This is a genomic window from Flavobacterium procerum, assembly GCF_042431625.1.
GTDB classification, from domain to species: Bacteria; Bacteroidota; Bacteroidia; order Flavobacteriales; family Flavobacteriaceae; genus Flavobacterium; species Flavobacterium procerum.
This window is the reverse complement of the sequence record NZ_JBHLYW010000007.1, coordinates 624,381-642,119: the sequence shown is the minus strand read 5'-3', so window position 1 is coordinate 642,119 and position 17,739 is coordinate 624,381. Positions and strand designations below refer to the sequence as shown.

Annotated in this window: 19 protein-coding genes; 6 read left to right on the top strand and 13 right to left on the bottom strand. The window is 34.5% G+C overall.

Annotation, left to right across the window (positions count from 1 at the left end; genetic code table 11):
* Both ACFFLS_RS08445 and ACFFLS_RS08440 read right to left on the bottom strand, forming a co-directional pair.
* Positions 1-459, bottom strand: coding sequence for a hypothetical protein (locus tag ACFFLS_RS08445; protein WP_379686104.1), 459 nt, complete (start codon positions 457-459; stop codon positions 1-3).
* A gap of 69 nt (positions 460-528) precedes the next feature.
* On the bottom strand, positions 529-1,119 hold the full coding sequence (locus ACFFLS_RS08440; RefSeq protein WP_379686103.1) for a TetR/AcrR family transcriptional regulator: 591 nt from the start codon (positions 1,117-1,119) through the stop codon (positions 529-531).
* A 351-nt stretch (positions 1,120-1,470) separates the two neighbouring features.
* Here ACFFLS_RS08440 and ACFFLS_RS08435 point away from each other — a divergent pair, with 351 nt between their 5' ends.
* From ACFFLS_RS08435 to hemN, 5 genes are all read left to right on the top strand, one after another.
* A complete protein-coding gene (locus tag ACFFLS_RS08435; RefSeq protein ID WP_379686101.1) occupies positions 1,471-3,099 on the top strand; it encodes an acyl-CoA carboxylase subunit beta in 1,629 nt (542 codons plus the stop codon).
* Between the two features lie 122 nt (positions 3,100-3,221).
* Positions 3,222-3,644 carry a DoxX family protein gene (locus tag ACFFLS_RS08430; protein ID WP_379686100.1) on the top strand — a complete coding sequence of 141 codons (423 nt, stop codon included), beginning with the start codon at positions 3,222-3,224 and terminating at the stop codon, positions 3,642-3,644.
* Between the two features lie 103 nt (positions 3,645-3,747).
* A complete protein-coding gene (locus ACFFLS_RS08425; protein ID WP_379686098.1) occupies positions 3,748-4,095 on the top strand; it encodes a hypothetical protein in 348 nt (115 codons plus the stop codon).
* Between the two features lie 106 nt (positions 4,096-4,201).
* Positions 4,202-4,678: a hypothetical protein gene (locus ACFFLS_RS08420; RefSeq protein ID WP_379686096.1), complete on the top strand. Its 477-nt coding sequence runs from the start codon at positions 4,202-4,204 to the stop codon at positions 4,676-4,678.
* A gap of 119 nt (positions 4,679-4,797) precedes the next feature.
* Entirely contained in the window at positions 4,798-6,162 is a 1,365-nt protein-coding gene (gene hemN, locus ACFFLS_RS08415) for an oxygen-independent coproporphyrinogen III oxidase (RefSeq protein WP_379686094.1), read from the top strand.
* Between the two features lie 12 nt (positions 6,163-6,174).
* Here the strand turns inward: hemN and ACFFLS_RS08410 are convergent, their stop codons facing one another.
* The 8 genes from ACFFLS_RS08410 to ACFFLS_RS08375 all read right to left on the bottom strand — a co-directional run bounded on the left by ACFFLS_RS08410 (position 6,175) and on the right by ACFFLS_RS08375 (position 14,798).
* A complete protein-coding gene (locus ACFFLS_RS08410; protein WP_379686092.1) occupies positions 6,175-6,876 on the bottom strand; it encodes a sulfite exporter TauE/SafE family protein in 702 nt (233 codons plus the stop codon).
* Positions 6,877-6,883: 7 nt separating this feature from the next.
* Positions 6,884-7,333, bottom strand: a complete 450-nt coding sequence (locus ACFFLS_RS08405; RefSeq protein WP_379686090.1) for a FixH family protein — start codon at positions 7,331-7,333, stop codon at positions 6,884-6,886.
* Between the two features lie 12 nt (positions 7,334-7,345).
* Positions 7,346-8,764: a cytochrome c oxidase accessory protein CcoG gene (ccoG, locus tag ACFFLS_RS08400; RefSeq protein ID WP_379686089.1), complete on the bottom strand. Its 1,419-nt coding sequence runs from the start codon at positions 8,762-8,764 to the stop codon at positions 7,346-7,348.
* A gap of 11 nt (positions 8,765-8,775) precedes the next feature.
* Positions 8,776-9,711 (bottom strand): cbb3-type cytochrome c oxidase N-terminal domain-containing protein, encoded by a 936-nt coding sequence (locus ACFFLS_RS08395; RefSeq protein ID WP_379686088.1) that lies wholly within the window; start codon positions 9,709-9,711, stop codon positions 8,776-8,778.
* A gap of 3 nt (positions 9,712-9,714) precedes the next feature.
* Entirely contained in the window at positions 9,715-9,909 is a 195-nt protein-coding gene (locus ACFFLS_RS08390; protein ID WP_379686087.1) for a CcoQ/FixQ family Cbb3-type cytochrome c oxidase assembly chaperone, read from the bottom strand.
* 7 nt (positions 9,910-9,916) lie between these two features.
* Complete coding sequence (gene ccoN, locus ACFFLS_RS08385) at positions 9,917-12,100, bottom strand: cytochrome-c oxidase, cbb3-type subunit I (RefSeq protein WP_379686085.1); 2,184 nt, start codon at positions 12,098-12,100, stop codon at positions 9,917-9,919.
* Positions 12,101-12,102: 2 nt separating this feature from the next.
* Complete coding sequence (ccoS, locus tag ACFFLS_RS08380) at positions 12,103-12,294, bottom strand: cbb3-type cytochrome oxidase assembly protein CcoS (protein WP_095930917.1); 192 nt, start codon at positions 12,292-12,294, stop codon at positions 12,103-12,105.
* Positions 12,295-12,410: 116 nt separating this feature from the next.
* Positions 12,411-14,798: a heavy metal translocating P-type ATPase gene (locus ACFFLS_RS08375; protein ID WP_379686084.1), complete on the bottom strand. Its 2,388-nt coding sequence runs from the start codon at positions 14,796-14,798 to the stop codon at positions 12,411-12,413.
* 202 nt (positions 14,799-15,000) lie between these two features.
* Here ACFFLS_RS08375 and ACFFLS_RS08370 point away from each other — a divergent pair, with 202 nt between their 5' ends.
* Positions 15,001-15,684, top strand: a complete 684-nt coding sequence (locus ACFFLS_RS08370) for a Crp/Fnr family transcriptional regulator (RefSeq protein WP_379686083.1) — start codon at positions 15,001-15,003, stop codon at positions 15,682-15,684.
* Here the strand turns inward: ACFFLS_RS08370 and mazG are convergent.
* The 3 genes from mazG to def all read right to left on the bottom strand — a co-directional run bounded on the left by mazG (position 15,681) and on the right by def (position 17,688).
* Complete coding sequence (mazG, locus tag ACFFLS_RS08365) at positions 15,681-16,451, bottom strand: nucleoside triphosphate pyrophosphohydrolase (RefSeq protein WP_379686082.1); 771 nt, start codon at positions 16,449-16,451, stop codon at positions 15,681-15,683. The genes ACFFLS_RS08370 and mazG overlap by 4 nt on opposite strands.
* A gap of 99 nt (positions 16,452-16,550) precedes the next feature.
* Entirely contained in the window at positions 16,551-17,033 is a 483-nt protein-coding gene (locus tag ACFFLS_RS08360; RefSeq protein ID WP_379686081.1) for a DUF5606 family protein, read from the bottom strand.
* 64 nt (positions 17,034-17,097) lie between these two features.
* Positions 17,098-17,688 (bottom strand): peptide deformylase, encoded by a 591-nt coding sequence (gene def, locus ACFFLS_RS08355; RefSeq protein WP_379686080.1) that lies wholly within the window; start codon positions 17,686-17,688, stop codon positions 17,098-17,100.
* Between the last annotated feature and the right edge of the window lie 51 nt (positions 17,689-17,739).

The window sequence follows — 17,739 nt, the reverse complement described above, 5'->3', positions numbered from 1 at the left end:
TTATCTAAAATAAGGTCTGCTGGCAAGAGGTGAAAATGGCCAAGGAATGGCAATAAAGATGATGAATAATGCAATCAAAAACCAAACAAGCATCGTTTTGAATTTTTCTGCATCGGTTTTTCTTCTTTTCGAAAGGGCTGAACCAATCGTAATGATGATAATCGCGATTAACATCAACGCGATATGAATAATTCCAAAAAAAGAAGCATCCAAATTCTGAACTTCATGTTTAAAATTTCTCCAAAAATATTTCACAATCGGGCTCTGCAAATACACTAATATTCCGAAAAGAAGCTGAATATGAGCGATAGTAGCAGTCCAGTGTCGGAACAAATTTGCTTTTTTAGTAAATGGAAGTTTCTGCGAATAGCCTTTGTAAGCAATATAAATAGAACATAATAAGCTTACCAATACGAGCCATCTTATAAATGAATGGCCTTCTAAAAGAGTTTGATACATTGTTTTTTGATTTAGACAATGCAAATATATTTAAAAACATACTAGTTAGTATGTTTTTAAGAAATAATTTTATCTCAAACCATTCAAATAGCTTCTAAGCTCTTTTAAATAAACCAGATAAGCTGAAATATCATTTTGAAGTTTTCCAAAATTCCGTATTCCCCAATAGCCAGATAAGATGAAAAAAGCGACTTGTTCTCCTATTACATCTTTTCTAATCAAACCAGATTCCTTTCCTTTTTCAATAGTTTTAATAATAGTTTCTTTCCACAAATTCACTAATTCAGCTAAAGATTCACTAAACTTGTCATTCCAAGGAGTCATTTCCTGCGTCAAGTTTCCAACAGGACAACCATACTTTACTTGCAAAAAAGGATCTTCAAGAAGCAAATACGAAATCATATTGTAAAAATCTTCCGTTGGATTCTTAGAGGCTTCTGTTGGTTTAATGAAATGTTCCTGCATGGTAGGTTTGAGGATTTCTTCAATAATTGCAATTCCCATTTCATCTTTGGTTTTAAAATGGTAATAAAAAGCACCCTTTGTAACTTGCGTAGTCGCAATGATTTCGTCAATACTTGTTGTTTGATAGCCTTTGGTATAAATCAATTCAAATCCTTTTTGAAGAATGGTAAGACGAGTGTTTGCTGCTTTTGACATAAAAAATACTAATTAGTATGAAAAAGCAAATTTAAAGAAAAATAATTCGTGACGTAATTAATTCAAACACATAGAAACATAATTATACTTGCGCTTAAAAAGGCATTTTATTCATAATAAATCACATAGCTCTCTGTTTGCTAAACTTTGTCAAAGTTTTGTAACCGCTTACACAAAGCTATGTGTTAGAAACTTGTTTCATTCTAATTCCTTTTTTAAATTATTCTATGTTTCTATGTGTTTAAATAAAAATAGAATATTATAAACTTCTCTTAATTGATAAAGCAATCGCTTTATTTCAATTGATTTTGTAAATTAGCCAACACTATTTTGTAAAATCAATATTATATCATGGATTTAAACTTCAATAAAAACGAAGATCACAATAAACTGCTCCTTTCTGAATTAAAACAAAAATTAGCCAAAGTAAAATTAGGTGGAGGCGAAAAACGTATCGAAAAACTACACGCAGAAGGTAAAATGACGGCTCGTGAAAGAATCGCTTATTTATTGGACGAAAATTCTAAAAGTATTGAAATTGGTGGTTTTGCCGGCGAAGGAATGTATCCAGAACACGGCGGTTGTCCTTCTGGAGGTGTTGTTGTAAAAATCGGATACATTAAAGGCAAACAATGTATCGTTGTGGCTAATGACGCTACTGTAAAAGCCGGCGCTTGGTTCCCGATTACAGGAAAGAAAAATCTTCGAGCACAGGAAATTGCTATGGAAAACCGACTTCCGATTATTTATCTTGTAGACAGCGCTGGAGTATATCTGCCAATGCAGGATGAAATTTTCCCTGATAAAGAACATTTCGGACGAATCTTTAGAAACAATGCTCAAATGAGCAGTATGGGAATTACCCAAATTGCTGCCGTTATGGGAAGCTGTGTTGCGGGTGGCGCTTATCTGCCAATTATGAGTGATGAAGCATTGATTGTAGATAAAACGGGAAGTATTTTCCTTGCCGGAAGTTATCTGGTAAAAGCTGCAATTGGCGAAACTATTGATAATGAAACTCTCGGAGGCGCTACGACACACTGCGAAATATCAGGTGTGACCGATTACAAAGCAAAAGACGATAAAGACGCATTAGACAAAATAAAAAATATTGTAGATAAAATCGGTGATTACGACAAAGCTGGATACAGCCGAATCAAAGCAGAAAAACCAGCCTTAGAACCCAACGATATTTACGGAATTCTTCCGAAAGCAAGAACGGAACAATATGATATGATGGAAATCATCAAACGTTTGGTTGATAATTCAGAATTTGAGGCTTACAAAGAAGGTTACGGACAATCGTTAATTACAGGTTACGCTAGAATTGACGGCTGGGCAGTTGGAATTGTAGCCAATCAGCGTAAAGTGGTAAAAACTAAAAAAGGCGAAATGCAGTTTGGTGGCGTTATTTATTCTGACAGTGCCGACAAAGCAACCCGTTTTATTGCCAATTGCAATCAAAAGAAAATTCCGTTGGTATTTTTACAAGACGTTACCGGATTTATGGTTGGCTCAAAATCGGAACATGGCGGTATTATTAAAGATGGTGCCAAAATGGTAAATGCTGTCAGTAATTCTGTCGTTCCGAAATTTACTGTTATTGTTGGAAATTCTTATGGCGCAGGAAATTATGCAATGTGCGGAAAAGCCTATGACCCGAGATTAATTTTTGCCTGGCCAAGCGCAGAATTGGCGGTTATGGGAGGAACTCAAGCCGCAAAAGTATTGGCTCAAATTGAAGCTTCTTCGCTTAAAGCGAAAGGGGAAAAAGTAGACGAAGCAAAAGAAACCGAATTGTTCAATAAAATAAAAGCTCGTTACGACGAGCAGACTTCGCCTTATTACGCTGCATCAAGACTTTGGACAGATGCTATAATTGATCCGTTGGATACCCGCAATTGGATTTCGATGGGAATTGAAGCTGCAAACCACGCTCCTATTCAAAAACCATTTAATCTGGGTGTAATTCAGGTTTAGCTTTTAAGTATTTCTAAAAAACACGTTAAAAAGAATACATAAAACTCATTTTCAGTAGATTAAAAATAATTATATCTAAAAAAGTTAGTAACTTTATATATAATTTCTAATCACACAACATCATGGAAAATGTAAAAAGTTTGAATAAATGGGCAAATTCGCACACTTATTTACCAGTTGATCTAGTACGTATTGTTTTGGGTGGATTTTTATTTATGAAGGGGGTCTCGTTTGTCACCAATGTTCAATACCTGCATGATTTAATTTCTCCGATTGATCAGTTTGGGGGCGGAATGTTTCTGCTGCATTACATTGCTCCTGCTCATATGATTGGCGGTATAATGATTATTTTTGGACTGCTGACAAGATGGGCTGTTGCTGCACAGCTGCCCATTTTATTTGGCGCAGTTCTTTTCAATATAATGGGAAAAATGCATGCTGAAAGTTTATTTCTGGCTATTATAGTTTTAATGTTGTGCATTTTCTTTCTGTTTTATGGTAGCGGAAAACACTCTGCAGACTATTATTTTAAAATGCAACAATAAGAATATCAACTCCTCGGCAACAAAATCGGGGAGTTTTTTTTTGAATTGTTAATTAATCCTTTAAAATTTCTTTAATTGTGTTTTATGACTTAAATTCGCCGACATGAATTGGATTCGTAAAACCATTGTTTTTATCGCGTTTTTAATCGCAGGATTTTTTGCTTATCAAGCAGAAAATGTTCCTGTGCATATAATCGAAAAACAAAAAACGGACACCAATTTTTCTAAAGATATTGCCGATTCTTTGGCATTTATTCAACCGCAGGAAAATTATCATTTTGCGGCAAACATCAAAACCAATGCAGCGGGAATACTAAGATGCTTCGACACGCTTTTACCGCTAATTCCACAGCATCAAACTGTTGCAGTTACTACAGCATATACTAGACAATTTACAACTCAAAGTAAAAAAGTTCTAGTCATACTCTATGCTTTCCATTTTTTCTGGTAAATAAATATTTGATTTTCATTTGAAGATTCATTCTTCATAGCAAACTGAACCGTTTTCAATTTGACAACTGTTCGCATATCATTTTATTTATTTAATTAAAAACATTATGGAAACTACGACCACAATAATGGGTCTTGTGATTTTGATTCTTGTCGCTATCCCAGTATATTTTTCTGCACGTTCTTCTGCGGCGGGCAAAACAAGAATTTTGAATATCAAGAAAAGATTCAATCCTTCAAATCCTGAAAATTTTGATTTGACAGAATCAATAAACAACAAGACACTTACGATTGATCAGACTAATAAAAAGTTTATTCTGATGAATTTTAATCCGAATCAGCAGGAATCTACTTTTGTAGACTTAAATTCTGTCAATTCGTGCAGACTGATTCCGACAACCGACTCACATACTGATACCATTATCAAAATTGATTTTGAATTTCAGGATAAAGAAACATCTAAAAAAATTACAATTCCATTCTATGATTTTGATGATGACCGCATAAAACAAATAAGCGTCTATCAGGATCATCAGTTTGCGAAAAAATGGCATAAAATCATCGAGGATTCTATTTTACGTTAGTTATTTAATTCAGTAAAGAGGCTCAATTTTGAGTCTCTTTTTTTTATTCTTATATGATATTTGTCATTTTATGTCCATTGCCGAAGTTTTAATTTTGGGGGAAAACTAAATCCGTCTTTATGAAAATTTCTTTGACTCAAAAATACAATGTACCAGGTCCGAGATATACCAGCTATCCAACAGTACCCTATTGGAATGAAGCCGATTTTACAGCAGAAAAATGGACTACAACACTTCAAAAATCATTTTCGGAAAGCAATTCTAAAAATGGAATCAGCTTATATATTCATCTTCCGTTCTGCGAAAGCATGTGCACTTTCTGCGGATGTAATAAACGTATCACAAAAAATCATTCTGTAGAAGAAAAATACATTCAAGCTGTTCTGAAAGAATGGAAAATGTATTGTGATTTGCTTCCAGAAAAACCCATCATTAAAGAAATACATTTAGGAGGTGGAACTCCAACATTCTTTTCAAAAGAAAACTTAGAAAACCTTATAAACGGAATTTTTAATCATGCTGTAAAAGCACAAAATCATGAATTTAGTTTTGAAGGACATCCAAATAATACCACTTACGAACAGCTTAAAAAACTATATGAATTAGGTTTTCGACGTGTAAGTTTTGGAGTTCAAGATTACGCTGCAAAAGTTCAAAAAGCCATTAACAGGATTCAGCCTTTTCATAATGTTGCCAAAGTAACGTTTTGGGCAAAAGAAATTGGTTATACTTCTATTGGCCATGATATCATTTTTGGACTTCCGTTTCAAACTATTGAAGACGTTATTGATACTGTTGAAAAAACAAACTCTTTAAAACCAGATCGATTGGCATTTTACAGCTATGCTCACGTGCCTTGGATAAAAGGAAACGGACAGAGAGGATTTAATGATGAAAATCTTCCTAAAGATGCCGAAAAAAGAAAACTGTACGAAATTGGCAAAAAACTTCTGATTCAAAATGGATATCATGAAATTGGTATGGATCATTTTGCTTTGACTGAAGACAGTTTATATAAAGCTGCTCACAACGGAAAGCTGCATAGAAACTTCATGGGTTACAGCGCTTCTAAAACACAAGTTATGATTGGTTTGGGTGTTTCTTCTATAAGTGACAGCTGGTACAGTTTTGCTCAAAATACCAAAAGCCTTGAAGAATATTATGAGATTTTAGAGTCTAGCCAACTGCCTGTTGTAAAAGGTCATATTTTGAATGATGAAGATCTTATCATCAGAAAACATATCCTGAATTTAACCTGCGAATTGGAAACTTCCTGGACTGCAGAATCTCTAAATTTTGCTGAACTACCAGAAGTATTGATTGCTTTGAAGGAAATAGAAAATGACAACTTAATTGTTATTGAAAACAATAAAATCACCATTACAGAAGAAGGAAGACCATTTGTTCGTAACATTTGCATGGCTTTCGACTTACACCTAAAAAGAAAGTCACCGGAAACAAACTTGTTTTCGATGACTGTATAGAAAATATTATTTTTAGTGGCAGTTTGGTGCCTGCTGTACAAATAAGCTCATACTTGAAGGAGATATATAAGGAATTCCAAGTCCTAAACCTCTAAGAATAAACAAAACACCTATAAATACTGCAACATATGGAATTGCTTTTTGAATTTTATTTCGAAAAGGCAATTTCAGCAGTGCGTTTACATACACCACGATACTCATGAGCGGTATGGTTCCGAGCCCAAACAACAGCATATAAAAAACACCGTAACTTGCACTCTGCATGGCAATTGCTCCAAATAAAGCGACATAAACCATTCCGCAAGGCAGAAATCCGTTTAAGAGGCCGATTGTATATAGAGATTTGTAACTTTTATTTTTAAACTGCGCTCCAAGATTTGATTTTATTTTGGAAATAACCTTGTAAACTGGTTTAGAAAAATTATAATTCGCCAATTTTTTCTCCGGAATCAGAACTACAATAATCATGAAAACGCCAATAAAAATCGACATTTTCTGCTGTAGACCGGCCAAAAAGAAACCTCTTCCTAATAATCCAAAAACCAATCCTATCGAAGCATAAGCTGTTAAACGCCCCAAATGATAAGTAAGAATCTGAGTCGCTTTTTTAGCCTCGTTTTTACGATCAAGAGGAAGCATCATAGCAATAGGTCCGCACATACCAACGCAGTGCAGACTACTGATAAGACCCAAAATAAAAGCTGAAAACAACATCTTGTTATTAGTTTACGTATATCACTTCTTTAGTTAAATATTTCTTGCCTTCATACTGCCATTCCATATTAACATCCCAGCGACCTTTTAATAATTTTTTCTGCGGAATAATAATTTCTGAATTCGTTAAAGCGATTTGAGTATTAAAATCGAATTTTTTGTTTGAAGGTCTGTATAACTGAATATTTCCTTTTACTTTATTGCTTTCAAATCCCATTGGAAAAATCACCGCCACGCCATTTTCGGTATATTTGATTGATGGTTTATGCTGTAAATCGTGAGCATTTTGAATTCTCGCCATTTCTTCCTGAAAGTGCGTATCGTGTTTGTAATATTCTTCGATAACCAAATCATTATCGTATTTAGAATTTGATTGCACTTCAAAAACAAAATATAAAATAAATGTCATAAACAATGCGAATGCAATGACAATGCCGGTACCCCAATTGATTTTCATAATCTAATAATTTTAATTAAAACTTCGCGGTCCTAAGAAATTAGTTGTTGTCGTCTGTAGGAGTTCAGAACCGTTATAAACTCCAATCTTAACTTTAGTTTTATCGCTTTCTAGTAATACTTCATCAATTTCTATAAATAAAGTTCCTTGAGAAATTGCTTCTTTTGCTACTTTAAAATGTCTTTTACCTACATTTTTAATTTCACCTTTCTGATCAATCAATTCAAAATGAATGTCCTTGTAATCTTGCATGGTTTTGTTTACAATCTTATAGGTGTAAACATTACTTATTTTTTCGCCATTATGTTGAAATAGCTGACCTGGTAAACGCAAAATAACCGCCTGAACATTTGTTCTTAAAAAGAGCATTCCGACAAAAATACTTAAGAGAATGAAGAGAACCGCCGTATAACCTTTCATTCTTGTTGTAAATTTGAAAGGCTCTTTTTTGGCAATTTCGTCCTCAGAAGCATAACGAATCAGACCTTTGGGCAATCCTACAGATTCCATAATGTGATCACATTCGTCAATACAAGCTGTACAGTTTGTACATTCCAGCTGTGTTCCGTTTCTAATGTCAATTCCCATTGGGCAAACATGAACACATTGAAGACAGTCGATGCAATCTCCTTTTCCTGTTAATGCTCGATCTTCTTTTTTATTGAATTTCGCACGTCCTTCTTCTTTTTCGCCTCGAACAAAATCATAAGCAACATTGATTGATTTATTGTCTAAAAGCACACCTTGCAAACGTCCGTATGGACAAGCAATAATACATACCTGTTCGCGAAACCATACAAAAACAAAATAAAAAACTCCAGTAAAAATAAGAAGTGCAATAAAATTACTTGCTTGCGATATCGGACCTTGTTGAATCATTAAGAACAAAGAATCGCTTCCAACGAGATAAGCCAAAAAGACATTTGCAATTAGGAAAGAAATCAAAAAGAAAATAGTCCATTTGATTAATCGTTTACGAATTTTTTCAGCATTCCATTCTTGTTTTGCCAAGCGAGTCTGTGCTCCGCGATCTCCATCAATCCAATATTCAATACGACGAAAAACCAATTCAAGGAAAATAGTCTGTGGACAAATCCAGCCACAAAAAATCCTTCCGAAAACCACCGTAAACAAAATAACAAATACAACCCCGACAAGCATCGAAATGACAAAGAGATAAAAATCCTGAGGCCAGAAAGGAAATCCAAAAATATTAAAACGACGTTCTATAAAGTTGAACATCATAAATTGGTTTCCATTTATTTTAATAAAGGGATTTATGACTAAAATTGCCAATAAAACATAGCTGACAATCTTTCGGTAATCGTAAAATTTACCAGACGGTTTTTTAGGAAAAATAAATTTTCGTTTACCACCTTCATCTATTGTTCCGATGGTGTTTCTAAAAGCTTCGTCTGGTAAATTTGACATGGTATTCTATTTTATTTTATAACTTCTGTGGTATCTTTTGCAGTTGCTGTGGCATCCGTTTTAGGAGCGCTTTCGTCTACCCAAACCTCACCTTCTGCTTCTTTCGCATCTTTTGGATTACTTCCTTGCAAAGACAGAATGTAACTTGCAACTTTTTGTATTTCTTTTGGTTTCAGGGTTCCTTTCCAAGAAATCATACCTTTACCATCTCTACCTCCATTTGTAATGGTATGGAAAAGATTTTTAATGCCACCTCCCAAAATCCATTTGTCATCTGTAAGGTTTGGTCCGATTTGTCCACCACCATCAGCACGGTGACAAGCCGCACAGTTTGTTGTAAAGATTTCTTTTCCCGCTGCTAAACTTGGTTCATCCGTAAGCAAAATAACTGTTTTTTCGTCCATCAAATCTGGAGCAGTTTTCATGTATTCGGCAACATCAATCTTTGCTTGAGCCAATTCTTTTTTCAACTCCATTTCCTGATTATCTGCTCCTAACACATCGTAACGAACTACGTAAATTACACCGAAAATGATACAGATATAGAATAAATACACCCACCAAGGTGGCAAATTATTGTCAAGCTCTTTAATTCCGTCATAATCATGATCCATTAAAAGCTCTCCTTCTTTTTCCATTGGCGCGGTTTGTGTCAATTTGTGCATCAAATTTTTAAACCAAGCGCTTTCTTTGAAACTTAAACTTTCTTCAAGTTCTTTTTGTGCTCTTTCTTCTGGTGACAGTAATTGATACATCACTCGATTTACTGCGCTAAGCGTAATTTCGATTGCAATCAGAATAAACAAAAAGACAAATAAAAAGAGCGAAACCATCGGATATTTTATAAAAGCAGCTCGATCTCCTGAGTCTACAAAATATTCCATCAAAGCAAATACGATGAAGAAAATCAACGGTACTCTAACATATACTGGGAAAAACTTTTTCATTTTTTATATCTCTTTTGTAATTACAACAAGTCCTTCATCTAAAGGAATACTACTCATTTCCTGAATTTTTTCTTTTCTATAAGAGAAGACCCAAAAGCCTAATCCTACAAAGAACAAGAAGAAAATTAAGAGGGAAAGTATCGGGTAAATTTCTATACCCGATATTGTTTCCATATTGTGTTTTATTTGCTCAAACATACTGCTGTTATTTAGTTTGTTTTACTTTAATATCAGTACCAAGTCTTTGAATATAAGCAATCAGCGCCACGATTTCCCTTTCGTTCATCGGAACGAAATTCTCGCCTTTTGCTGCAGCTTTTTTGCGGCTGTCTTCGTAGCTCTTCACAAAATCAGGATCGCTTTCTAAGCTTTTTTCGATTTTAACGGCTTGATCTCTTAAAGTTTTCTGTGCATTGGCAACTTCATCTTGAGAATAAGGAACTCCCAACGAAATCATCGCCTGCATTTTCTTTTGTGTCAATGAAATATCCAGAGGTTTATTATCAAAGAGCCATTTGTAACCTGGCATGATAGATCCCGCTGAGGTACTCTGTGGATTCCACATATGGTTAAAGTGCCAGTTGTCATTATATTTGCCTCCTACTCTTTGCAAATCTGGACCTGTACGTTTTGATCCCCATAAGAATGGATGATCATACACAAACTCTCCGGCTTTTGCCTGAACTCCGTAACGCTCTACTTCATGTCTGAAAGGACGAACCGATTGTGAGTGACAACCTACACAACCTTCTCTGATGTATAAATCACGTCCTTCTAATTCTAAAGGAGTATATGGTTTTACGCTCGCAATAGTTGGTATGTTTGATTTTACCATAATCGTTGGCACAATCTGAATGATACCACCAATTAAAATGGCGATAGTAGCTAAAATCGTTAACTGAATTGGTTTTCTTTCTAACCAAGAGTGGAATTTCTCTCCTGTTAATCTGCTGCTTTTTATGGTTTGTAAAGCTGGAGCTTGAGCCAATTCGTCTTCAATAGTATTACCAGCTCTAACTGTCATAATAATATTGTACACTAATGTAAACATACCTATTAAGTACAATGTACCTCCGATAGCTCTCATCCAATACATTGGCATGATAGCGGTTACAGTTTCCAGGAAGTTTCCATAGGTTAAAGTTCCATCCGGATTAAACTGCTTCCACATTGAGGCTTGTTGAAAACCAGCAACATACAAAGGAATAGTATAAATAATGATACCTAAAGTCCCAATCCAGAAATGGAAGTTTGCCAATTTCTTAGAGAACAATTCGCTTTTAGTCATTCGTGGAATCAACCAATAAATGATTGCAAACGACATAAAACCATTCCAAGCTAAAGCTCCTACGTGTACGTGTGCTACGATCCAGTCTGTATAGTGCGCTAGAGCATTTACATTTTTAAGAGAAAGCATCGGCCCCTCAAAAGTTGCCATACCGTAACCCGTAATTGCTACTACGAAGAATTTTAAAACTGGTTCTTCACGCACTTTGTCCCAAGCTCCTCTTAATGTTAGAAGACCGTTAATCATACCTCCCCAAGATGGAGCAATCAACATTACAGAAAATGCAACTCCTAAATTCTGTGCCCAGTTTGGTAATGCAGAATACAATAAGTGGTGTGGTCCAGCCCAGATGTAAATAAAGATCAATGACCAAAAGTGAATGATAGATAATCTGTAAGAGTAAACTGGTCTGTTTGCGATTTTAGGAACAAAATAATACATTAAACCTAAGAACGGAGTTGTCAGGAAGAATGCTACTGCATTGTGTCCGTACCACCATTGTACTAATGCATCCTGAACCCCTGCATATACAGAATAACTTTTTAAAGCTGAAACCGGAATTTCGATATTATTAAAAATATGCAGTACTGCTACAGTCACGAATGTTGCCAAGTAAAACCAGATTGCAACATACAAATGACGCTCTCTACGACGCAGCATGGTTCCAATCATATTGATTCCCATTACAACCCATATCAATGCAATCGCAATATCAATAGGCCACTCTAGTTCTGCATATTCTTTAGAAGAAGTATAACCTAACGGAAGTGTAATTGCCGCCGCTACGATAATCAGCTGCCAGCCCCAGAAATGAAGATTACTTAAAAAATCGCTAAACATTCTGGCTTTTAGCAATCTTTGCAGCGAGTAATACATACCAGCAAAAAAGGCATTACCCACAAAGGCAAAAATAACTGCATTGGTGTGCAAAGGTCTTAATCGACCGTAACTAAGCCACGAGATCCCATCTGTTATGTTGGGAAAAAGGTACATTACCGCTAGGGTAAGTCCCACTAACATACCCACAACTCCAAAGAGTATTGTGGCGTAAATGAATTTTTTTACAATTTTGTTGTCGTAATAAAACTGTTCCATTTCCATAATTATACTTGTTTTTCTTCGATTGGTGAATTATTATTTTGGGAATTAATTTTGGTTTCGTCATCGAAAAGAATTCTGACTGATGGCGTATAATCATCATCATACTGTCCAGATTTGACAGCTGCGATAAAGGCAATAAAGAAACAGATTGCCACAAAAATACTTACTGAAATTAATAGATAAATAACACTCATACCCTAGATTTATATTAACAAAATTACTTCGTTAAGGGCGTATAAAATATGATAATTATCATGAACAAAAAGATATGTTAAATTTATAAAAAATATCTTTTTGAGCAATCAAAAAATTAACCTAATTTTCTGTTGCTGAAATAGTTAGACATAAAAGTAACAAAACTCACAATGGTAATTGTACTCAACGGCATAATGATTGCCGCAACCAGCGGAAGCAGGTTTCCTGTAACCGCAAATGCAAGACCAACAACGTTGTAAAGCAACGATAAAGTAAAGCTCATTTTTATGATTGAAATCGCTTTGTGAGAAAGCTTCAAAAAGTAGTTTAAGCGTGAAAATTCTGACGCATCCAATATTGCATCACAAGCAGGTGAAAAAACATTTACATTCTCTGAAATCGAGATTCCGACATTGCTTTGCGCCAATGCTCCAGCATCATTTAAACCATCACCAACCATCATTACATTTTGCCCTTTGTCTTGAAGCTTCTTAATGTATTCTAATTTTTGCTCTGGTTTCTGATTGAATATCAATTCGGTACCTTTAGGCAGAATCGCTTCCAGATTTGCCCTTTCGCCATCATTGTCTCCTGAGAGCACTTTTATTTCGTACTCTTTACTCAAGGTTAAGAAAAGCTTTTCTAAACCTTCTCTATATTGATTCTGAAAAGTGAATTTTCCAAAATAAACGCCTCCTACTTTTATATGTAGTGCTGTTTTCTCGATTTCAGAACCGTCTGCGACTATATTGTCTACAAACTGTCCAGAACCAATCTTAATTTCTTTTCCTTCAACAACTGCCAAAATTCCTTTTCCCGTAATCTCCTGAAAATCTTCAACATTAAGACGTTTGGTCTCTGGAAGAAAATCGTAAAGCATACGGCTTAAAGGATGATTCGAGCCTCGTAAAACATTTTTAATGAATATTATATCCGAATCAGAAATCGTTTTTCCTTCATAAAGGATATTTGATTTTTTATTGGTCGTAATCGTTCCTGTTTTATCAAAAACAATTGTATCAACTTTAGCAAGCTGTTCAATTACAATGGCATTTTTTAAGTAGAATTTCTTTTTCCCTAAAATTCTCAAAATATTTCCAAAAGTAAAAGGAGCTGTAAGAGCCAATGCACAAGGACAAGCCACAATTAAAACTGCTGTAAAAACGTTAAATGCTGTATTGCCGTCTATAAAAATCCAATAACCAAAACCTGCAAACGCAATAAGCAGTAAGATTGGGGTGAAATACCGGCTTATTGCATCTGTTATGGTTTTGTGTTTTTGGTCTACCTTTTTCTGGAAAATTTCGTTGCTCCATAATTGAGTCAAGTAACTTTGCGAAACCGAATGCAACACTTCCATTTCGATTACTTTCCCTATCTGTTTTCCTCCTGCAAAAACTTTATCTCCAGACTTTTTAGTAATCGGAACAGCCTCGCCGGTAACAAAACTATAATCAATTTCGGCGCTTTCGCTGATCAAAATTCCATCAACTGGAATCAATTCCTGATTACGAATCAATAAACGATCTCCTTTTAAAACATCATAAATGGCTACATTCTCTTCAGAAGAATCTTTATTCATTTTGGTTACAGCAATTGGGAAATACGATTTAAAATCTCTTTCGAAACTTAAAAAACTATACGTCTTAATCTGAAACATTTTACCAAGAAGCATAAAGAATACTAAACTTGCCAAACTGTCAAAAAATCCTGGTCCATGATCCATCAGCATATCGTATGTACTGCGAATGAACATTACAATAATTCCTAAAGCAATCGGAATATCAATATTCAGCATTTTGGTTCTAATGCTATGATAGGCAGAAACATAATAACCGCTTGCTGAGTACAAGAAACTTGGCAATGCCAAAAGGAAAATCAATAGCCTAAAAAATGGTTTATAGCTGTCGAGCCAGAATTCCTTCATTTCAAAATATTCCGGAAACGAAAGGAGCATGATATTTCCAAAGCAGAAAAATGCTACGCCTAGTTTATAGGTTAAACTTCTATCAACCTTAGCTTTCTCTGATCCGTAATTTTCTAAACTGATGTAAGGTTCATAACCAATAGAACTCAACAGATATACGATTTCTTTTAAAGAAACGCTATCAGAATTAAAAGTAATTCGAACCTTTTTTTCATGAAAATTAACTTGTGAAGTACTGATTCCTGGTTGCAGACGATTTAGATTTTCGAGAATCCAAATACAAGAACTACAATGAATATGCGGAATATTTAAAGAAACGATGGCTGTATTTCCTTCGTGAAATTCTAAGATTTTAGAAAGTATAGCTTCGTTTTCTAAAAAATCATATTTGCCTTTGATGTCTTGTGGTGTGGCACCAGGCGACTTTTCAAAATCATAATAAGAGGTTAAGTCATTAACGCTGAAAATTTCGTAGACTGTTTTACAGCCGGTGCAACAAAACTTCTTATCATCAAAATCAATCTCTTCATTTTGTTCAATTGTTAGACCACAATGAAAACAACTTTGCTCTTTCATAAACCTGTTTTTATATGTCGCAAATTTCCAATTAAAGCACAATTATTAAGATGATAATTGTCATGTTCTACTGAAATTGAATTCTAATTTAATAAAATTTAAAGTGCCTAATTACCTGAAAACCTTATTTATAATAATTTTACCATCGAATAATGCCAAAAAGTCTTAAATATGCTTAATTTTGCATCAAACAACTATTGCCATGAGTAAATGTGATCAATGCATTGTACGTCAGTTAAGTTCTCTAAAAGCCCTTAATAAAGAAGAAGTTATAAAATTAGCTAATAGTAAAACGAGCTATAAAATCAAAAAAGGAGAAGCCCTTTTTGAAGAAGGCGAAGTCACTAATGGTGTTTTCTGTGTTAAAGACGGCATCGGTAAGCTTTCTAAACTTAGCGCAAATGGTAAAGACCAAATTGTAAAATTGGTAAAATCAGGCGAACTCTTAGGCCAACGTTCCATGATTAGCAACGAACCAGCGAACTTAACCGCAAAAGCTGTTGCCGATATGGAAGTTTGTTTTATTCCGAAATCTGAAATCATCAATTTTTTCAACAGTAACAATCAGTTTTCTTTAAACATGATGCAGTCTGTTTGTGAAGATTTGAAAGAGTCTGAAAATGAAAAGATTGCTTTAGTTCAAAAAACGGTTAAGCAGAGACTTGCTGAAACTTTACTTCATTTGCATGACGAATTTGGCGAAGACACAGACAAAACGCTGAAAGTTCAGTTAACCAGAGAAGAATTGGCCGGAATTATCGGTACAGCAACTGAAAGCTGTATTCGTTTACTATCCGATTTTAATAAATTAGGTTTAATTGAATTGGTTGGCAAAAAAATCATGCTGAAAGACGTTCGTGCCTTAAAAAAATTAGCCGAAAACTAAAGCTTTTTGGCTTCGTTCCAGAAAATATCCATTTCTGCCAAAGTCATATCCATTAACGGTTTTCCTATTTCTTCAGCTTTTGATTCTAAATATTGAAAACGTTTAATGAATTTTTTATTCGTGCGTTCGAGCGCATCTTCTGGATTTACATTCAAAAATCTGGCATAGTTAATCATAGAAAACAAAACATCTCCGAATTCATCTTCGATTTTATCTTGATTTCCGGATTTTACTTCGTCTTGTAGTTCTTGCAATTCTTCTTGGACTTTATCCCAAACTTGATGCGGTTCTTCCCAGTCAAAACCTACTCCTTTTACTTTATCTTGAATTCGACTTGCTTTTACTAATGCCGGCAGACTCCTTGGAACTCCTTCTAAAACAGACTTTTTACCTTCCTTAAGTTTTAGTTTTTCCCAGTTTTGTTTTACTTCCTCTTCGTTTTCAACTTTTACATCTCCATAAATATGGGGATGACGATGAATCAGTTTTTCACAGATTTCGTTGCATACATCTGCAATATCAAAATCTTTGGTTTCGCTTCCGATTTTAGCATAGAATACGATGTGCAGCAATAAATCTCCGAGTTCTTTTTTAACTTCATTCAAATCATTATCTAGAATAGCATCACCAAGCTCATAGGTTTCTTCGATTGTAAGATGCCTCAAAGTTTGCAAAGTCTGTTTTTTATCCCATGGACACTGTTCACGAAGTTCATCCATAATAATCAACAATCTTTCAAACGCTTTTAACTGCAATTCTTTACTCATCTTTCGAAGTTTTTTAGGGTTATAACCATAGTGTAAAAATAAATAATCCTGTCAAGAAAATCTCTTAACAGGATTATTATATTTAGAAAAAAGAAATTACTATTCCTCTTTTTTAGCTTTTGCTTTTTTAGCAGCTGGTGCTTTTTTAGGTTTTTCAGCAACAGGCGCCTCTTCTTTTGGTTCTTCAGCAGCAGGAGCTAAATCAGTCACCAAACCTTTTGCCTGAAGTGTATTGTACCAGTTCAATACTTTTTTAATGTCTGAAGGATAAACTCTTTCTTCATCATAATCTGGTAAAATTTCTTTGAAATAAGAAAGTAATACTGCATTTTCTTCTTTATGAGAAATAGCCTGACCTTTGTTTTCCTTAATGGCAATTTGCTGCATAACTTCTGTTAATGGTTTTTCTCCCGTATGCGTGTAAATAGAAATTTCAGACAATAAACTTACGTTGCTTTTTAAGCTCACAGTAATTTTTTTCCCATCAAGTAATGATTCTGCCACAAAACCTGTACGAGTTTGTACTTTTAATTCGTATAAACCAGGTTTTCCAGAAATGGCTAAAATTTTTGCTAAATTCATTTTTATTAAAATTAGTATTAAGAATTTTGATTTATTGTGTTGATTCTAAATGTTTATAGAAATCTTATCTTCCTTTTTTAGCGGCAAAAAATTTCATTCTATATTCCTGAAATGTTTTCCCTTCGGTGATATTTTTAAGTTTCTTCTGAATTAAACGTTTTTTAAGAGAAGATATTTTATCTGTAAACAAAACGCCTTCAATATGATCGTATTCGTGTTGGATAACTCTTGCAATCAGACCGTCAAAAACTTCGGTTTTCATTACAAAGTCTTCTTCACAATACTCTACTGTAACTGTTGGTTTTCTGTAAACATCTTCACGTACATCTGGAATACTCAGACATCCTTCGTTAAAGCTCCATTCTTCACCTTCTTCCTTAAGAATCTTAGCATTGATAAAAGTTTTTTTGAAACCTTTTAAATCTTTTTGTTCCTGTGAAGGAAGATCATCATCATCGCTAAAAGGAGTCGTATCAATAACAAACAAACGAATCGGCAAGCCAACCTGTGGTGCAGCAAGCCCAACTCCGTAAGCATTATACATGGTTTCGTACATGTTTGCTATTGTTTCTTTTAAGTTTGGATATTCCGGCGTTATTGCCTCTCCTACTTTTCTTAAAACAGGATCACCGTATCCTACAATTGGTAAAATCATTTGTATTTATTTATAATTTTAAGTTACGAAACCTCATTTACAAGTTACCGT